The organism is Flavobacterium tructae (genome assembly GCF_001853485.1).
Taxonomy (GTDB): domain Bacteria; phylum Bacteroidota; class Bacteroidia; order Flavobacteriales; family Flavobacteriaceae; genus Flavobacterium; species Flavobacterium tructae.
On sequence record NZ_MIKE01000023.1, the window covers coordinates 154,699 to 172,125 of the forward strand.

The 17,427-nt window shown below is 35.7% G+C and carries 15 protein-coding genes and 1 tRNA gene; 9 read left to right on the top strand and 7 right to left on the bottom strand.

Features of this window, described 5'->3' with window-relative positions; all coding sequences use genetic code 11:
- Positions 1–297: a hypothetical protein gene (locus BHE19_RS11595; RefSeq protein WP_123923548.1), complete on the bottom strand. Its 297-nt coding sequence runs from the start codon at positions 295–297 to the stop codon at positions 1–3.
- Positions 298–522: 225 nt separating this feature from the next.
- Between BHE19_RS11595 and BHE19_RS11600 the strand changes: the two genes are divergently transcribed.
- Genes BHE19_RS11600 through BHE19_RS11615 form a run of 4 tightly spaced genes read left to right on the top strand, consistent with a single transcriptional unit; the run spans position 523 to position 3,341 of the window.
- Positions 523–1,152, top strand: a complete 630-nt coding sequence (locus tag BHE19_RS11600) for a response regulator transcription factor (protein WP_017496092.1) — start codon at positions 523–525, stop codon at positions 1,150–1,152.
- Positions 1,153–1,157: 5 nt separating this feature from the next.
- Positions 1,158–1,865 (top strand): hypothetical protein, encoded by a 708-nt coding sequence (locus BHE19_RS11605; RefSeq protein ID WP_070907258.1) that lies wholly within the window; start codon positions 1,158–1,160, stop codon positions 1,863–1,865.
- Positions 1,866–1,869: 4 nt separating this feature from the next.
- A complete protein-coding gene (locus tag BHE19_RS11610; RefSeq protein ID WP_070907259.1) occupies positions 1,870–2,517 on the top strand; it encodes a hypothetical protein in 648 nt (215 codons plus the stop codon).
- Positions 2,514–3,341 carry a sensor histidine kinase gene (locus tag BHE19_RS11615; protein ID WP_070907260.1) on the top strand — a complete coding sequence of 276 codons (828 nt, stop codon included), beginning with the start codon at positions 2,514–2,516 and terminating at the stop codon, positions 3,339–3,341. Before BHE19_RS11610 ends, BHE19_RS11615 begins: the two co-directional genes overlap by 4 nt.
- Positions 3,342–3,363: 22 nt before the next feature.
- Here the strand turns inward: BHE19_RS11615 and BHE19_RS11620 are convergent, their stop codons facing one another.
- The 6 genes from BHE19_RS11620 to BHE19_RS22800 all read right to left on the bottom strand — a co-directional run bounded on the left by BHE19_RS11620 (position 3,364) and on the right by BHE19_RS22800 (position 10,889).
- Positions 3,364–4,422, bottom strand: a complete 1,059-nt coding sequence (locus BHE19_RS11620; protein ID WP_070907261.1) for a nucleotidyltransferase domain-containing protein — start codon at positions 4,420–4,422, stop codon at positions 3,364–3,366.
- Between the two features lie 12 nt (positions 4,423–4,434).
- A complete protein-coding gene (locus tag BHE19_RS11625) occupies positions 4,435–5,196 on the bottom strand; it encodes a nucleotidyltransferase domain-containing protein (protein ID WP_070907262.1) in 762 nt (253 codons plus the stop codon).
- Between the two features lie 91 nt (positions 5,197–5,287).
- Entirely contained in the window at positions 5,288–6,085 is a 798-nt protein-coding gene (locus tag BHE19_RS11630) for a TatD family hydrolase (protein WP_070907263.1), read from the bottom strand.
- Between the two features lie 520 nt (positions 6,086–6,605).
- Positions 6,606–8,027: an RtcB family protein gene (locus tag BHE19_RS11635; protein ID WP_070907264.1), complete on the bottom strand. Its 1,422-nt coding sequence runs from the start codon at positions 8,025–8,027 to the stop codon at positions 6,606–6,608.
- Positions 8,028–8,293: 266 nt separating this feature from the next.
- A complete protein-coding gene (locus BHE19_RS11640; RefSeq protein ID WP_070907265.1) occupies positions 8,294–10,534 on the bottom strand; it encodes a hypothetical protein in 2,241 nt (746 codons plus the stop codon).
- A 238-nt stretch (positions 10,535–10,772) separates the two neighbouring features.
- A tRNA-OTHER gene (locus tag BHE19_RS22800) sits at positions 10,773–10,889 on the bottom strand.
- A gap of 201 nt (positions 10,890–11,090) precedes the next feature.
- Between BHE19_RS22800 and BHE19_RS11645 the strand changes: the two genes are divergently transcribed.
- The 5 genes from BHE19_RS11645 (at position 11,091) to BHE19_RS11665 (ending at position 17,373) form a co-directional block, all read left to right on the top strand.
- Entirely contained in the window at positions 11,091–11,714 is a 624-nt protein-coding gene (locus tag BHE19_RS11645) for an HD domain-containing protein (RefSeq protein WP_070907266.1), read from the top strand.
- A 142-nt stretch (positions 11,715–11,856) separates the two neighbouring features.
- Positions 11,857–12,894, top strand: a complete 1,038-nt coding sequence (locus tag BHE19_RS11650; RefSeq protein WP_070907547.1) for a helix-turn-helix transcriptional regulator — start codon at positions 11,857–11,859, stop codon at positions 12,892–12,894.
- Positions 12,895–13,115: 221 nt separating this feature from the next.
- Positions 13,116–13,574 carry a MarR family winged helix-turn-helix transcriptional regulator gene (locus BHE19_RS11655; RefSeq protein WP_017496101.1) on the top strand — a complete coding sequence of 153 codons (459 nt, stop codon included), beginning with the start codon at positions 13,116–13,118 and terminating at the stop codon, positions 13,572–13,574.
- Between the two features lie 50 nt (positions 13,575–13,624).
- Entirely contained in the window at positions 13,625–16,015 is a 2,391-nt protein-coding gene (locus BHE19_RS11660) for a 3-hydroxyacyl-CoA dehydrogenase/enoyl-CoA hydratase family protein (RefSeq protein WP_070907267.1), read from the top strand.
- A 176-nt stretch (positions 16,016–16,191) separates the two neighbouring features.
- Entirely contained in the window at positions 16,192–17,373 is a 1,182-nt protein-coding gene (locus BHE19_RS11665) for a thiolase family protein (RefSeq protein ID WP_017496103.1), read from the top strand.
- Positions 17,374–17,427: the final 54 nt, after the last annotated feature.

Sequence of the window (17,427 nt, forward strand, 5' to 3'; positions counted from 1 at the left end):
TTAAATTTCGAAATAAAATAATTCAGTAATGAATGGCTTCGCTGTCACTCTTTTAGCATTATGAAATGGTCCTCTGGTAAAACTACCCACTACCTCAATCTCTGTTTTTCCTTTTATAGGGTTCATTCCAAATAGTTGAAGGGTATATCGACCGCTTTCTATATTAAAATCTTGATTAAAAGAAGTTGGAGATTCATACTCGATTTCTTCACGAGTATCCACGTTTTTGATTTCAACTCTAATTGAATCGGGTGCTAATCCACCACTAATTCTAACTTTTACCTTAATTGTTTTCATGATTTCTATGTTTTTAGTTAACATCTCAAAAGTATCCTGATAACAGTATATCAATCAATTACCCTTTTGGGTGATATTTTATTTTTTACAATTCTCACTTTATTTTTTGTAAGTTTATTCTATAAATACCATTTGTCTTTTTTGAGTTAATTTCTAATATCACCCAAAAGGGTAATTGCGGTCAATGAACTTATTGTACAACTTTGTAAAAGAAAATGTAACGCCATGAAGATACAAGTAGCCATAGTAGAGGATGATAAGAATTACAATCAGGCCTTAAAAAATATCATCGATTTCCAGCAGGATATGGAATGTGTGGCTCAGTTTTTTAACGGTAAAAATGCTTTGCAAAAACTGGAAGCCCTGGAACCAGACGTGGTTTTAATGGATATTCAGCTGCAGGATTTATCAGGTATTGATCTTGTTTTTAAATTAACAGACGTAATGCCGGGCACAACCTTTGTTATGTGCACCAGTTTTGAAAATGACGAAAAAATATTTTCGGCATTACGTGCAGGTGCAAGTGGTTATCTGGTAAAAGGAGATCCGCTGGACAAGATCATTCAGGCGATTCAGGAAGCTCACAAAGGCGGTGCCCCTATGAGTTTTGCCATTGCAAAGCGCGTTTTACAACATTTTCAGGAAACAAAAGTACAAGTACAAACCTTGTCGTTACTGACTGTAACCGAAAAAGAAGTTCTTGACTTGCTGGCGCAGGGACTTCTCTACAAAGAAATTGCCGATAAAAAAAATGTCACCATCGACACCATTAAAAAACACATTGGCAATATCTACCGAAAACTACAGGTAAGTAACAAAATTGAAGCAATTAACAAGTTTAACACCAAAAACTAGAAATTATGGACACTCTAAAACTACAAGAAAAAGTTACTGAAACAACAATCTCAAAAAATTTTGAAACATTCGCACCGGTAGTTCTTAAAATTATGCCGGATGAGGACGTTGATTCAAGAAATGAAGCTTTAAGAGAACTAGCAATCGATAATATGATTTATGATTTCTCTATCGATTCAGAAAATTTCATTTCTGAAATATTTAATTCTTATGATAATGCCCCCATAGAAGAAAAGAAGGTACTAGATTACTTTAAAATATACTTCATACAAGATGATAATGATCAATTTTCAATTTGTTTTTCTATATCTTCTGTAGAAACCGAAAAAATTGGAGATAAAGATTTCTTTTTCAAAATTAATACTCAAAAAATAGAAAAAATTGAGAAAGAAGCCTTTATAAAATATAGTAACAATTATAAAAATAAATTACTTCAATCAATTAATTCAAAAACCTGGATAGGTGGTCTCCAAATCAAAAATACGGAAGCCGTTAGTTATAAACTTAAAGACCTCTATTTTTTTATTCTAAAGCATTTTTTAATTAATGCTAAACCTGAATCTAGTTACTCAGAATTGTTTTTTGAAATGATTAAATTTGAAGAAAATGCTGAAGAGCCTACAAATCAAAATAAATTAAGTATCGTTGTTCGTGCACAAAGTGTTTCAAAAGGCAGAGCTCAAGCATACGACTTTGGAAGAGTTTATCCTTAACTAAATGGAAGTATTACAAATTGTTTACATAAGTTGTTTAAGCATAACAACACTAAAAGCAATAGTTTTGGGCTGGAAATATACATTTCCGGCTCAAAACTATTTGGGTATTTATCTAATTGGGACTTTAAGCTTAGAAGTCTTTGGAGAAATTAAAGCCTACTTAAAGCAATTTGACTTTGCCGTTTATTATAATATATATGCAATATTCTGCATTCTATTTTTTGGAATCTATTTTTCAAAAATCTATATCGGAAATTTTAAGCGAATTGGGTTATTCGTTTCATTCATCCTTTTATCTTACTGTTTCATTTTTATTGATATTCTAAGCACAAAGTTTTTACCGCAACTAGGAATATTGGTAGCTTTATTCTACATTTTTAATTCCATTTTGTGGTTTTATCAAAAACTTCAGATTCCGGTTGAAGGTAAGATTACCGACGATCAGAATTTCTGGATTTCAACCGCTTTACTTTTCTGGAGTACTTACATTATTTTTAGGTTTACACCTATGTATTTATTCGAAAAAGAAGATCTGTTTTTCTTAGAAATTCTAAGAAAAATTAGCTCTATAGTCAATTTTATCATGTATGCTCTATTTTATTATGCCCTTATAAAATATGAGCGAATCGCAAAAACCTCAACTAAATGAGCGAGCTGCCTCACGAAATAAAACTTACTTACATCATTGCCATCATGGTGATGCTGTTATTTGTTTGTTTTATAATTATGGTCGTGTTTGTTTACAACAAAAAACAGCTTATTCAGCAGCAGGAAAACCAAATCAAAGAAAGCGAGTTTCAAAACCAATTACTCCAAAAAGAACTAGAGCGTCAGAAAGCGATTCAAGTAGAAAGAGAGCGAATTTCGCAAGATATGCATGATGATTTGGGCGCCGGAATTTCGGCCATAAAACTTCAGGCAGAATTTTTAAAATATAAAATGCCTGAAGAAAGTTTTTCGGAAGATCTGGAAGTCATTATAGCTACTTCAGAAGATATGAATTTAGCCATGAGAGAAATTCTCTGGAGTCTGAATTCTCAAAATGATACTATTGGTAATTTTATAGAATATGTGAGTCTCTATGTCAAACGTTTTTTAGACAAAACGACTATAACATTTCAGCTTGATTCGAATATCATTGAAAAAGAAACCAATTTATCTGTAAAAGCCAGAAGAAATCTCTTTTTGGTAGTAAAAGAAGCCGTTCACAATGTCTACAAACACAGTGAGGCAAGTACTCTGCAAATTCAATTTGAACAGACTGAGAATGATCTTAAAATTACGGTGAATGATAACGGAGTTGGATTTTCTGATACGATTCAAAAAGGAAATGGTATCAACAATATGTCGCTTCGAATGGAAGCCATAAATGGAACTTTTAAAATTGTTCTTGCTCAAAAAGGGACACATTTATTGTTTGTGTGCCCCTTAGAAGATCAAATTTTAGAACAGTACAGTAAAGATTTTTTTTAAAACATCAAAAGCAGACTTTTCCTTATTTATACAATTCTTCTCTAATTTTAATTAGAGTTTGAACGGCCTTTTCTTCATCAGGTTTGTCAGGAAGATTTGAAGTTACATAATGACTTTCGATTGAAGCAATTAAATTATCAGCCATTTCTAATAAATCATCGTATTCTTTATTTCCTGCTTTTATATCTAATAATTCATCCCGATTAGAAACTCTGATATTTAATTTTCCACTTGACAAAATTTGCTCAGCAGTTTGTAAAAGCCTGATAGTATGCATCATGTTTTTACTGTCATAATTCTTTCCGTGTTGTTGGTTCGTATTGTAACGATCTTCGTTACGCTTCTCAATCCAGTTCCAGTATTCAGTATATTCTTTGCAATACTTTGAATAGCCATCCTGATTACAAGACAAGTAACCTATTAGCTTTTCATCTTTTGGAATTGATGAAAGCGAAACTTCATTGGAGGTTTCTTTCTGAATAATTCCTTTATAGCCTAAAGTTTTATTTTCGTCATAAAACATGGCAAACATTCCTTTTGAATTAGGAAGATTTACCAAACCAATTTGTTCCTGATTCCAGTTATTCTCTTTTAAAAATGCCAATAAAGAAACTGTTTCATATCCATTTAAAACATAACAAAAATCCAAAAGGTTTTTCTTTTCCTTTGGCATTGGATTTACAATTTTCTTGTTTAGACCTCTCGCCTTTTTGATCTGAGTTACGGCATAACCTGCAAAAGAATCTTTGCAGAGTTTAGACAAAAAATCTCCTAATTGTAAACGCTCCATCAGCGGATGTTTGTACAAAATACAATCTTCCGGTGAAGCTAAAATTTCTAAAATATTGGGATTATTTTTAAGCAATAATTCTACAAAACGCCCTATTTCGTAATAAACCTCATCATTCGTCTCATTACTAACCTGCGGAATATAATCTAACCCAAAGAATTTTTCTTTTGGCAGATAATAGACCCCTTTAATATCGGTATCTGATGTTGGTGTATTTAACCCAAAAGATCTACTACCCGAAATAACTTCGAATAGGATTAGGTTTTGGGATTTTAAATTTTGGATGGTCATTTTACTGAAATTTTAAACTAAACTATTCTTAAATGTTTCTCTTCTAAAAAACAAATCCAACTCTTCATTTATCTTATTCCCACTTCCTAACTTACTTGCATTTTCCGAATTAAATTGAACTGTTTCCAATAAAAAATCGGTTATTAAAGTTTCTTTAGGGTGCAAATATTTTTCATCCTGACCAGCTTTTATATTTTGCAACTCTATTATTTTCTCTTGTATATTTTGTGGTGCAATTGGTAATAAATCGGCAAAAGGAACGGGTGGAAAAGTATTCTTTTCTATAATCCATTTTCCTGCTAAAGCTGTTCTTAAAGCGTAGAAATAATTCTTTAGTTTTACTTCTTCCATTTCGCAAACTTCCATAAAGTTTTTCGTTGTTCCTAGATAATGATGTAAAACCGCTATTGGTGAAAAACATTCAACGGCTAAATCTTGCATTTGTTTTACAAAATCATCCTCCTGAAAATACACAACTGGCGAAAACAACCACTCAATCAAAGCTGTATTAGATTTTGCTAATAACTTTACAGATTTACGTAAATCCCAGCCAGAACCATCAAGATCATCTTCGGTCATAAATTCGATCACGTCGGATTTTTCCCAAAGTGACAAATAATAATCTGGCTTGTGTTTGTATATAAAACGAATATCGTAATCGCTATCCGGAGAAGCAAATCCCCAGGCACGACTTCCTGATTCTACTGCAAAAAGTATCTCTACATCCTTCTGCTTTTCTATTTCTTTTAATTTTTCTAGTATTTTTTCTTTCATGATTGTTTTCAAATATTAAGTAAACAGGAAAGCTTTAAATCAAGTAATAACACATGATTTAAAAGCCAACAGATAATCTTTAGAATTAAACCTAAATTCCAAAAAAGCTTTTAGAATTTCTCGTAGTTTCTTCTGCCACTTTAGCTAAAGTAATTCCTTTAAACTGTGCAATGGTTCCGGCCACATACGGCAGAAAAGCTGGTTTGCAACGGCGTTCGTGGTATTTCTTCAAAAGGCTGTTCGGCACATTTTTAGGAAGCATAAACGGAGCATCGGTTTCAATCATCAGACGGTCGAGCGGTACGTATTGAATCACTTCTTTTAAATGAGCGAAACGTTTGGTATCAGAAATTGCTCCGGTAAAACCCAGATAGAATCCGTTATCGAGATAGGTTTTGGCTTCTTGTAATGTTCCCGTAAAACAATGCACCACGGCTTTGGGCAATTGCGGTAAATAGTCTTTGGTAATGTTCATAAACTTGGTAAAAGCAGCTCTTTCGTGCAAAAACAAAGGTTTCTGTATTTCAATCGCCAATTCTAGTTGGGCTTTATAACAGGTTTCCTGTACATTTCTGGGCGAAAAGTCACGATCAAAATCGAGTCCGCACTCGCCAACTGAAACGACTTGTTTCTGCTTTAATAAATTTCGAAGTTTCGAAATACTCTGCGCATCGAAACTCTTCGCATCATGCGGGTGAATTCCTGCCGTCGCATACAGCACGCCCGGGTACTGCCTCGCCATCTTTGCAGATTCTTCACTGTTTCGTATGCTTGTGCCCGTGAGGATCATTTGCGATACGTCGGCATCAAGTGCGTCTTGTACGACATCGTCTGTGTCGTTTTGGAATTGCTTGTTGGTTAGGTTAATACCTATGTCTATATATGTCATTTTTTTTAAGGTGCTAAGGTTCTGAGAGGCTAAGGTGCTAAGTTTTTTCCTCTCTGTTTCCTTAAATTATTATTTGTTTTTTTGCCACTATGGCACAAGGACACTAAGTTTTTTTGTTTCACGCAGATTTTGCAGATTCTAGCAGATTTAAAATGATTTTTATAAATAATCTGTGGACATCTGCGTGAGAGAAATTTTTACAAACTCTTTACAGCTATAATAACCACAAAGTTTGTCATTTCGACGTAAGGAGAAATCTCCACGAGATACTCTACAAAGATTGGACTCACGTTGCGGAGCTACTTGCGGAGATTTCTCCTTACGTCGAAATGACAAAAATGTGGAAAAACCTTTGTGAACCTTGCGTAAATCTTAGCGCTCTTTGCGGTTAAAATTACCACAAAGCGTTAAACACACTGCTGTACGCTCCTACTCTGAAAACTGCGACTGCGACTGATCACTAAAAACACACCTCCGCACTGAAAACTGCGACTGATCACTAAAAACTGATCACTGACCACTAATCCTCCTTACTCCCATCATCCGCCATTCTCACTAATTTAGGTGTAAATTTGGCCACTACATCTACTAAGTCCTCCTGCGCTTTCATCACCTGATGGATATCTTTATACGCCATTGGCGCTTCGTCCAGACCTGCTCCGATAAGCGTAACGCCATGATCACTCAGAATCGATTTCATCTCTGTTGCTGTAATGTTTTTAATCGCCTGAGTTCGGCTCATTTGTCTTCCTGCTCCGTGCGAAGCCGAATTAATCGCGTTCTCCTCCCCTTTTCCTCTCACCAAAAATCCCGGTGCGGTCATACTTCCCGGAATGATTCCCATAACACCTTTTCCGGCCGGAGTTGCTCCTTTTCTATGCACGATCACTTCTTCGCCGTTCCAGATTTCTTTCCAGGCAAAATTATGATGGTTTTCGACTTTGGCTAAAATCGTCGCTCCTAAAGCGCGTTCCATTTTGTTATGAATAATCTCGTGACAAGCCGAAGCGTAATCTCCCGCCAAATTCATCGCCATCCAATATTCCTGTCCCAATTGGGTGTTCATATCCAAATAGGCTAAGTTTTTAGCTATTTCCGGAAGTTTACAAACCTCTTTTGCAATTTTGGTATAATGTCCGGCGATTGTGGCTCCCATTCCTCTTGATCCCGAATGTGTTAACAAAGCGACATATTTCCCTTTTGGGATATTCAATACAGCATCGTCCTGAGCAAATTCCATGATTCCGAATTCCACAAAGTGATTTCCACCACCCGAAGATCCTAATTGCGACCAGGCTTTATCTTTTAAGTTTTTCACAAACGGATTCATATTAAAAGTCTCGTTCTCCAAAACCGCATGATCCGATTTGTACTGACCGTGAAATCCGTGGCCTGCTCCAAAAATAGAATTCTTAATCAATTCTTTTTTGAATTTGGCTTCGTTTTCAAAGTAAAAATCTTCCGGAATATCATAAACCGACAACGCCATTCTACACCCAATATCAACTCCAACACCATACGGAATAATGGCATTTTTTGTGGCTAAAACTCCGCCAATTGGTAATCCGTAACCTTGGTGAGCGTCGGGCATTAAAGCTCCGGCAACGGTAACCGGTAATTTCATGGCTACTTCCATTTGTTTTCTGGCTCCGTCTTCGATATGATCCAGTCCGTAAGCCGAATACGTATTTGGATTTTGATTTAAAGCAATGAAATCTTCCGGTTTCTCGTTCGATTTTTCGATTAAAGCAACCGCCAGTTTACTGAACACTTTATCGTCTATATAATTCTCCGGAGTTTCTAAGACGTTTTTGTAATGAGCGATCATTTCGTCTCTTGTAAATCCGTTTCTTTTGCTGTTTATTTTTAAGGCAATCCCGATTATTTTTCCTTCCGGAAATCCTAATTCTAATATTTCTGTACCGTTTATTTGTGTTTTCATTTTTTCTTTTTTTTTAAAGGGGCAAAGTTGCAAAGGTTTATAGGTGCAAAGGTTTTCTACTGCTGCGCAGTTATTTTGCGTAGTTTTTATTTCTCGCAGATTTTGCAGATTCGAGCAGATCTAAAAATGATTTTTATAAATAATCTGCGCTTATCAGCTGAAATCTTTTTAAATCTGCGTGAAACATTAAACCTTTGCACCTTTATACCTCCAAACATTGTCCATCAAACCCGACAGGTTTCAAAAACCTGTCGGGTTTACAAACATTAATCAATTAATAATTGTGTCACAACTGCTGGGTTCATCGCCCATTGGGCTGTATAAACCTCATCAGCATTTTGATCTTCGGTGATTGTTAAACCTTGGGCTTCCGCTTTAAGCTGTAACAAACTACCTATATTCAATTTACTGTTCAATTTGGCAAGCAAAGCCTGAACTCCTTTAAAGTCCAAACCTTGTACGACTTGACCTCCGAAAGTCATCTCTAACCAAACGATTTCTCTTTTGGCTACATCTAAAACTCCAAAGACCAAACCTTTCGCTACATTCTGCGTCACACGAACCTGATGATCCACGCAAGACGGATCGTAAGCAACTCCAGTTTTCTCCGAAATTTTCATCGGGTGTTTGCTGTTCATCCAACCTACTATCAGATTTGGCGTGATACTTCCGTTGCTATAAGCATTGCAGGTAAAAGTCACAAACTTAGCTTTGGCTTTTGCCAATTCGTCAATGTTGATATTGATATATTCGGCAGTTCCAATTTTATTCGGAATACTTCTAATATCGCCACTATGCTGACAGCCCGTAGTCGTCAATCGGCTGAACGAACAAATATCAGAACGATCTTCGTAGGCAATATGGCAGCTTAAATCCATGTCCAGATGTTGAGCAGGCAAACCTGCACCCCACTGCATAAACAATCGCACTTCGTTGCCTTCAACCGGAAAACGCGTTCCCATTAAAGCTACAGGTAAATCCTGAACCGTATCACTTCGATCCCCTATTGAAACCGGAATGTTGAATAATTGCGGATCAATGTAGATAGTTTTATTGGTATTTTTAACCGCTGCGAATCTTTTTCTCATCGCCAAAAGACACAAATCCTCAATCTGATTTTTCATCTCCTCCAGCTGTGATTCGTCATACAAATTCAACAATGCGTTTGGGTTTACTCTTTTATTGGTTCCTCCTAAAGGCTTTACACTTCTTTGTATGTTTTTATCAAAATAATTTGACGCATACATGTTCAGCGTAAAGATTAGTCTAGCCGGAACTTTATCTATAATTTCAGAAAAATGAGCAATCGTTTCGTCTGCTCCAAACCAAAGCATATTCGAAAATAACGAACGGGCAAACAAACCCGGACGTTGCTTTAACAACGCAAATGTTTTATCGGCATCAAACTTTAGCCTTGACGAATTTACTTTCCCCTGCCAAACGTCATACACCTGATTGTAAAATACATCCATTAAAAAATTCAATTTTTCGAATCCTTTTCTTTTGCTGTATTCTGCCAAACGCAAGGCACGGATAAAACGAACCCACATTCCTCTTTTTGGATGCATCGTTTCGCACATGGCTTCAACTTCCATATCCATATTATTTAACCAATTGGCAACCATCAAACATTCTTTTCTTGAATATTTCAATTTCAAATCTTTTTGAGACGCCATTCTCGCCTGCACACTTGTATCCAAAACAGTATGAAAATGCTGTCCATTTTTAGCTGCTCTTTTAACAATCGTTTTTGGTTCAATGATCTGAAGCATTCCTGTATTTTTAAACCATAAATATCTTAAAATATCCGTTGGTGTTTTCAAAAATTGCGATGCTTGGTCTTCTTTGCCGTTTTCGATCAAAAGATCGATTACAAGCATTAAAGTTTCCTTCATTGCTACCTCAGTTTTTGGTAAAGACAAGTACTGCATAACCATTTTTAAGGTATCTGTCTGAGTGGCGTCTAAAGCAGTTTTGGATTGCAATAACGATATATAGAAATCATTTAAATCTTTTTCAGACCACAATTCCAGCATTTTTAATTTGCTTCCCTGTCCAACTTTTTCGATTTTACCAAATTCAAAAGGAGTTCCACAGAAGGGACAACCGTTGTATCTTTCTAACGGAAAAGTATTATCGGGAATGATATGTCCGCAGGATAAAGTTGTTCCGTTTTTAGTTTTAAAAACATTTCCGAAATACGTAATAACATGATCCAAAACAGATTCTCCTGTTGGAACATTCCATTCTTTTACCAATGGTGTCCAATTTTTATCAGTTCCTAAAACCTCTCTCAAAACTTCTAAAACCTCAACTTTATAAGTCGGACTTACGTTGTTTAAAGCATGAAGTAAGGATTCTGAAAATGTAAATCCCAATTTGGAAACATTGGCTAACAAAACTGATGTTGTTCCAGATAAATTTTTAACGTCATTCGTAATCATTTCTGATGGAATGAAAATAGCGTTCTGACGCAAACTGATTTTTAATAATGTTGTTGTTTTCATTTTTTTAATTTTTTAAAATTTAGATAATGGTGCTTCTGATTCTACCTAAAAGATTTGAAGTAAGAAGCACTTGACCTTAAATTGGAGTGTAATAGACTAACTAAGCTAAAATGGAGCGGGCGACCGCGAAGAAGTAAGTTAATCTTGACCCTCGTTTATTAATGATAATTTTAAAACTTGCCGGACTCGAACCGGAAATGCCGATGTTCTGAAGTAAGTTTTAATTGATCATCAATAGTGAAACAGATGGGATTCGAACCCACGACCCGGACATTAGAAATGTACGAAGTAAGTTTTGATTGACCTTTTACCGATAATCTCAAAACTACCTGCTCTACCGCTGAGCTACTGCCTCTATTATGATTGTAAAATAAAAAGGTAATGGTGTAAGTGTGTACGTTGGAAAGTTTTCTGAAGTAACTCAAACTTGACCTGTTTTATTCTTTATTTAATTGCTATGAACGTTTGTTTTTTATTTCTGAACAAAGATTTCAAAACTAGTACGCAATTATTTTGCGCAGTAAAAAAAGAATTTTAAATTTGAGTAAAAAACAATATGAATTTAGAAAAAATCTATTCTGAATTACTATCCAATATTGGCTTTCCAGCAAATGAAATTCGGCAAAACTGGATGGATTTAGAAAAGGCATATTCCAAAAAATCAAGGCATTATCACAATCTCACGCATTTAAGACAAATGATCGAGAGCTTTGAGGTCTATCGAAATAAACTTGAAAATCCGAATGAAGTATTATTCTCCATTTTTTATCATGATATTGTTTACTCTTCTTCCAGAAAAGACAATGAACTTAAAAGTGCCGAATTCGCTTTGTCAATTCTTCCCGAAAATATCACCCTAAACAAACAATTCATTTTTGATGCGATCTGTGCTACACAACAGCATTTACACAATACAGTTGAAGATATTAACTGGTTAATCGATTTTGATTTGAAGATTCTTGCCCATGATTGGGAGGATTACAAAATCTATTTCGAGCAAATTAGAAAAGAGTATCGCATTTATCCTGATTTTCTCTACAAACCCGGACGTGCTAAGGCACTGAAACATTTTCTGGAAAACGAGTTTGTTTTTCAAACGGATGAGTTTAGGAATTTATATGAAAAGAAAGCAAGATTGAATATTGAAAAAGAGATCAGTATTTTAGAAAGAAAAAAATAATCTCGCTAAGACGGGAAGTCGCTGAGTTTTTTTAGCCACTGATTAAAGGATTAAAATGATTAAAAAAATCTGCTCAATCTGCCAGATCTGCGAGAAACAAAAAACTATTACCCTTCCAGCCTTGCAAGAAAAAAAACAAACTATGTCACAAAACAAAAACGCCCTAATTCGATACAAAACGATAGACAAATGTCTTCAAAACAAATATCGGCAATGGACTTTAGACGACTTAATCGAATGCTGCTCTGATGCTTTGTTTGAATACGAAGGTCGTGCTAACCCCATCAGCAAGCGAACCATTCAGATGGATATTCAGCTCATGCGAAGTGAAAAACTGGGGTACAATGCCCCCATTGTAGTATATGATAAAAAGTACTATAAATACGAAGACGACGAATTCACCATAACCGATATACCATTAACCGAAACAGACATGAATGTGCTCACTGAAACTGTTTCGATGTTAAAGCAGTTTAAAGATTTCTCTCTCTTTAGTGATGTATCGGATATTCTACAGCGTTTGGAGGATAAAATCTATGCCGAAAAATCGCATACCAAACCCGTTATCTATCTCGACAAAAATGAAAAACTAAAAGGACTTCATTATCTGGATGAGATTTATCAGGCCATCATCAAAAAGGTGACTTTGGTTATTACCTATAAATCGTTTAAATCTCAGGAAGAAAGCAAATTTCATTTTCACCCTTTTATTTTAAAGGAATTCAATAACCGATGGTTTTTGGTAGGAAAGAAAAAAGGTTCACAACCGATTACCAATCTAGCCCTGGACAGAATTATATCTATAGATTACGATTTCAATATTCCCTATTTAGAAGAAAACTTTGATGCAGAGCTCTTTTATAAAAACGTAATTGGGGTAACCGTTAATACAGGTTTACAACCCAAAAAGATCGAACTTTGGATAGACGCAACCAACGCACCTTATGTGATAACCAAACCTCTGCATCACACACAGCGGCTCATTAAAGAAAATGACGACAAAAGCATCATCGTTCATTTGTTCATTTCTCCCAATTACGAAATGGAACGTATGCTTTTAGGATTTGGAGACGGCATCGAAATTATCAAACCTGAAAATCTAAGAAATAGAGTAAAAGCTATACTTCAAAAGGCAATTTCAAGATATGAACCCGAAAACACCATTGAATTAAAGCCATAATTTTTTACAAAATGCAGAATTTTATCTTATTTTAAAACCATAAAACAATTTTTACAGCATTAATTTTGTTAAAACATCAAAAAAGAATAGTATATTTCAATTAAATTTTAACCGTAAACCCCTATAAATCAAAGGGATTTTTTAACTAACCAAAAAATTATTAAAAAATTATATGCATGCATAGTATTTTTTAATTATATTTGAAATCGATATAGTTACATATGAAAGAGAAAACAATAGATTATATTCTGCGTGCTACATGGCAAGCTGTATCAAGAATGTACAATGAAGAGGCTGCTAAGTACGATGCCACAATGGCTACCGGGTTTGCCCTTTTGAGTATAGATAAGGAAGAAGGAACCCCATCGACAGCTTTGGGTCCCCGAATGGGCATGGAAGCCACAAGTCTTACCAGAACATTGAAATCTATGGAAGATAAAGGTTTGATTGTTCGCAAAAAAAACCCAACTGATGGTCGTGGTGTTTTGATTTACCTGACCGAATTTGGAAAAGAAAAAAGAGATTTATCTAAAAATACGGTTCTGAAATTTAATGAAACGGTAAGGAAACATGTTTCTGATGAGAAACTAAACCATTTTATCGAGGTTTCTGAAATTATAAACGAATTAATTCAGGATAAAAACATATTCAATCAAACAGAAAAATCAGAAAATGAATAACCTTAATTCATAAGGAACATTCAAATCAAATAAAAAACAAAATATTAACTATGAAACGCACAATTAAAAAAGTCGCTGTAATTGGATCCGGAATTATGGGTTCGGGAATAGCTTGCCATTTTGCCAATATTGGTGTTGAAGTTTTACTGCTTGACATCGTACCACGCGAGTTGACAGAAGCTGAAGCTAAAAAAGGATTAACGCTTGAAAGTAAAGCTGTTCGCAACCGAGTAGTAAATGAGCATCTGGCGAATTCATTAAAATCAAAACCATCTCCTATTTACAGTCAAAAATTCGCAAACCGAATTACCACTGGAAATACGACTGATGATATGGCAAAAATTGCCCATGTTGATTGGATTATTGAAGTAGTTGTGGAGCGTCTGGATATTAAAAAACTGGTATTCGAACAAATCGAGCAATTCCGTAAACCGGGAACTTTGGTTACTTCTAATACTTCCGGTATTCCAATTCACTTCATGAGTGAAGGAAGAAGCGAAGATTTCCAACAACACTTCTGCGGAACACACTTTTTTAACCCTGCGCGTTACTTAAAGTTATTTGAAATTATTCCTGGTCCAAAAACTTCAACTGAAGTATTGGATTTCTTAAACGAATACGGATCTAAATTCTTAGGAAAAACTTCGGTTGTTGCTAAAGATACTCCTGCGTTTATTGGAAACAGAATTGGTATTTACGGAATCCAAAGTTTATTCCACTTGGTAAAAGAAATGGGATTAACGATCGAAGAAGTGGATAAATTAACCGGACCAGTAATTGGCCGTCCAAAATCGGCTACTTTCCGTACGGTTGACGTGGTTGGATTGGATACTTTGGTACACGTTGCCAACGGTATTTACGAAAACTGCCCAACAGACGAACAACACGAATTGTTTAAACTTCCGGATTTCATCAACAAAATGATGGAAAATAATTGGTTAGGAAGCAAAACTGGTCAAGGTTTCTACAAAAAAGTAGACAAAGATATTCTTTCTTTAGACTTAGACACCTTAGAATACCGTGCTGCAAAAAAAGCAAATTTTGCTACACTTGAACTAACAAAAACTATCGATAAACCAATCAATCGTTTTAAAGTTTTAGTAAAAGGAACTGACAAAGCGGGAGAATTTTACCGTAAGAGTTTCGCCGGAATGTTTGCTTACGTGTCCAACAGAATTCCTGAAATCTCAGACGAATTATACAAAATTGACGATGCCATGAAAGCTGGTTTTGGATGGGAAAATGGTCCATTCGAAATCTGGGATGCTATTGGTGTTGCAAAAGGAATCGAAATCATGAAAGCCGAAGGTTTAGCGCCTGCTGCCTGGGTTACTGAAATGTTAGCTTCCGGAAGCGATAGTTTCTATTCTGTAAAAGAAGGAGCAACTTTCTTCTATAATATTCCAACAAAATCACAAACTAAAGTTCCTGGACAAGATTCATTTATTATCCTGAACAACATTCGCGAAAGTAAAAAAGTTTGGAGCAACAGTGGCGCTATTATCGAAGATTTAGGAGACGGAATCTTAAACTTAGAATTCCAATCTAAAATGAATACTATTGGTGGCGATGTACTTCAGGCCATCAATAAAGCCATCGATTTATCTGAAAAAGAATACCAAGGTTTAGTGATTGGAAATCAGGCAGCGAATTTCTCTGTTGGAGCTAATATCGGAATGATTTTCATGATGGCAGTAGAACAAGAGTACGATGAATTGAACATGGCAATCAAATTGTTCCAGGACACCATGATGCGCGTTCGTTATTCTTCGATTCCGGTTATCGTAGCACCTCACGGAATGACTTTTGGCGGTGGATGTGAAATGAGCTTACACGCTGATAAGGTAGTTGCCGCGGCTGAAACTTACATGGGATTAGTGGAATTTGGTGTTGGTGTACTTCCTGGTGGTGGTGGATCTAAAGAAATGGCTTTAAGAGCTTCTGATTTATTCCGCAAAAATGACGTTGAATTAAACGTTCTTCAGGAGTATTTCCTGACTATCGCTATGGCTAAAGTTTCGACTTCTGGTTATGAAGCTTTTGATACCGGACTTTTACAACACGGAAAAGATATTATCGTAGTCAACAAAGACCGTCAGATTGCAGAAGCTAAAAAACATGCTTTGTTAATGGCTGAAGCAGGTTATACGCAACCTATCAGAAGAACAGATGTAAAAGTACTAGGAAAACAGGCTCTTGGAATGTTCTTAGTAGGAACTGACCAAATGCAAGCTGGAAAATACATTTCTGAGCACGATAGAAAAATTGCAAACAAACTGGCTTACGTAATGGCTGGTGGTGATTTATCTGAAGCTACTTTAGTATCTGAACAATATTTATTAGATATCGAACGTGAAGCTTTCTTGAGTTTATGTACTGAAAGAAAAACTCTGGAGCGTATTCAATATATGTTAACTAAAGGAAAACCGCTTAGAAATTAGAAAATAGAACAGAGAGAATAGAATATAGATTTCAGATTTGGTAAAGTCTATTTTCTATACTCTATCTTCTATAATCTTAAAAAATAGAATAAAGAAAAAAGAATAAAGATTTTGAGACAAAGTAACAGTCTATTTTCTATGATCTATTTTCTATAATCTTAAAAAAACAAAAACAAATGAAAACAGCATATATAGTAAAAGCATACAGAACCGCAGTTGGAAAAGCTCCAAAAGGGGTTTTCAGATTCAAAAGACCTGATGAATTAGCGGCTGAAACCATTCAGTTTATGATGGATGAACTGCCTGATTTTGACAAAAAGCGCATCGATGACGTTATGGTAGGAAATGCCATGCCGGAAGCAGAGCAAGGTCTTAACGTTGGACGTTTGATCTCGTTAATGGGATTAAAAGTAGAAGACGTTCCCGGAGTTACAGTAAACCGTTATTGTGCTTCCGGATTAGAAACTATCGGAATGGCAACTGCTAAAATTCAATCCGGAATGGCAGATTGTATCATCGCTGGTGGTGCAGAAAGTATGAGTTATATTCCGATGGGAGGTTACAAACCAACTCCGGACTATAAAGTAGCTGCTGCCGGTCATGAGGATTACTACTGGGGAATGGGGTTAACTGCTGAGGCGGTTGCCAATCAATATAAAATCTCCAGAGAAGATCAGGATGAGTTTGCTTACAACTCTCATATGAAAGCATTGAAAGCACAAGCAGAAGGAAAATTTGACAAACAAATCGTTCCAATTACTGTTGAACAGACTTTCATCAATGAAAATGGTAAAAAAGAAACAAAATCATACGTTGTAAATAAAGACGAAGGTCCAAGAGCAGGAACTACTAAAGAAGCTTTAGCAGGTTTAAGACCCGTTTTCGCAGCAGACGGAAGTGTAACTGCCGGTAACTCGTCTCAAATGAGTGACGGTGCTGCTTTTGTTTTAATCATGAGCGAAGAAATGGTAAAAGAATTAAATCTGGAGCCAATCGCACGTTTGGTAAATTTTGCGTCTTCTGGTGTGGAGCCAAGAATCATGGGTATCGGACCTGTAAAAGCAATTCCGAAAGCCTTGAAACAAGCAGGATTAACGTTGAATGATATCGAATTAATCGAGCTGAATGAAGCTTTTGCTTCACAGGCTTTGGCTGTTACCCGCGAATTAAACATCAATCCGGAAATCGTAAACGTAAACGGTGGAGCCATTTCATTAGGTCACCCACTGGGTTGTACAGGAGCTAAACTTTCTGTTCAGTTATTCGACGAAATGAAACGCAGAGGCAACAAATACGGAATCGTAAGTATGTGTGTAGGTACCGGACAAGGTTCTGCAGGGATTTACGAAGTGCTATAGTTTTTTTGAGAGGAAAGAAGCAAGAGGCTAGACTTAATTTTGGAATGAAGATAT

What these genes read in the sequence shown, in the direction of transcription:
- BHE19_RS11655 (WP_017496101.1), top strand. Translation starts at nt 13,116, where the DNA reads ATGAAAGAGAAAACAATAGATTATATTCTGCGTGCTACATGGCAAGCT.
- BHE19_RS11620 (WP_070907261.1), bottom strand. Translation starts at nt 4,422, where the DNA reads ATGACCATCCAAAATTTAAAATCCCAAAACCTAATCCTATTCGAAGTT.
- BHE19_RS11645 (WP_070907266.1), top strand. Translation starts at nt 11,091, where the DNA reads ATGAATTTAGAAAAAATCTATTCTGAATTACTATCCAATATTGGCTTT.
- BHE19_RS11595 (WP_123923548.1), bottom strand. Translation starts at nt 297, where the DNA reads ATGAAAACAATTAAGGTAAAAGTTAGAATTAGTGGTGGATTAGCACCC.
- BHE19_RS11650 (WP_070907547.1), top strand. Translation starts at nt 11,857, where the DNA reads ATGTCACAAAACAAAAACGCCCTAATTCGATACAAAACGATAGACAAA.
- BHE19_RS11660 (WP_070907267.1), top strand. Translation starts at nt 13,625, where the DNA reads ATGAAACGCACAATTAAAAAAGTCGCTGTAATTGGATCCGGAATTATG.
- BHE19_RS11635 (WP_070907264.1), bottom strand. Translation starts at nt 8,027, where the DNA reads ATGAAAACACAAATAAACGGTACAGAAATATTAGAATTAGGATTTCCG.
- BHE19_RS11665 (WP_017496103.1), top strand. Translation starts at nt 16,192, where the DNA reads ATGAAAACAGCATATATAGTAAAAGCATACAGAACCGCAGTTGGAAAA.
- BHE19_RS11640 (WP_070907265.1), bottom strand. Translation starts at nt 10,534, where the DNA reads ATGAAAACAACAACATTATTAAAAATCAGTTTGCGTCAGAACGCTATT.
- BHE19_RS11630 (WP_070907263.1), bottom strand. Translation starts at nt 6,085, where the DNA reads ATGACATATATAGACATAGGTATTAACCTAACCAACAAGCAATTCCAA.
- BHE19_RS11615 (WP_070907260.1), top strand. Translation starts at nt 2,514, where the DNA reads ATGAGCGAGCTGCCTCACGAAATAAAACTTACTTACATCATTGCCATC.
- BHE19_RS11610 (WP_070907259.1), top strand. Translation starts at nt 1,870, where the DNA reads ATGGAAGTATTACAAATTGTTTACATAAGTTGTTTAAGCATAACAACA.
- BHE19_RS11605 (WP_070907258.1), top strand. Translation starts at nt 1,158, where the DNA reads ATGGACACTCTAAAACTACAAGAAAAAGTTACTGAAACAACAATCTCA.
- BHE19_RS11600 (WP_017496092.1), top strand. Translation starts at nt 523, where the DNA reads ATGAAGATACAAGTAGCCATAGTAGAGGATGATAAGAATTACAATCAG.
- BHE19_RS11625 (WP_070907262.1), bottom strand. Translation starts at nt 5,196, where the DNA reads ATGAAAGAAAAAATACTAGAAAAATTAAAAGAAATAGAAAAGCAGAAG.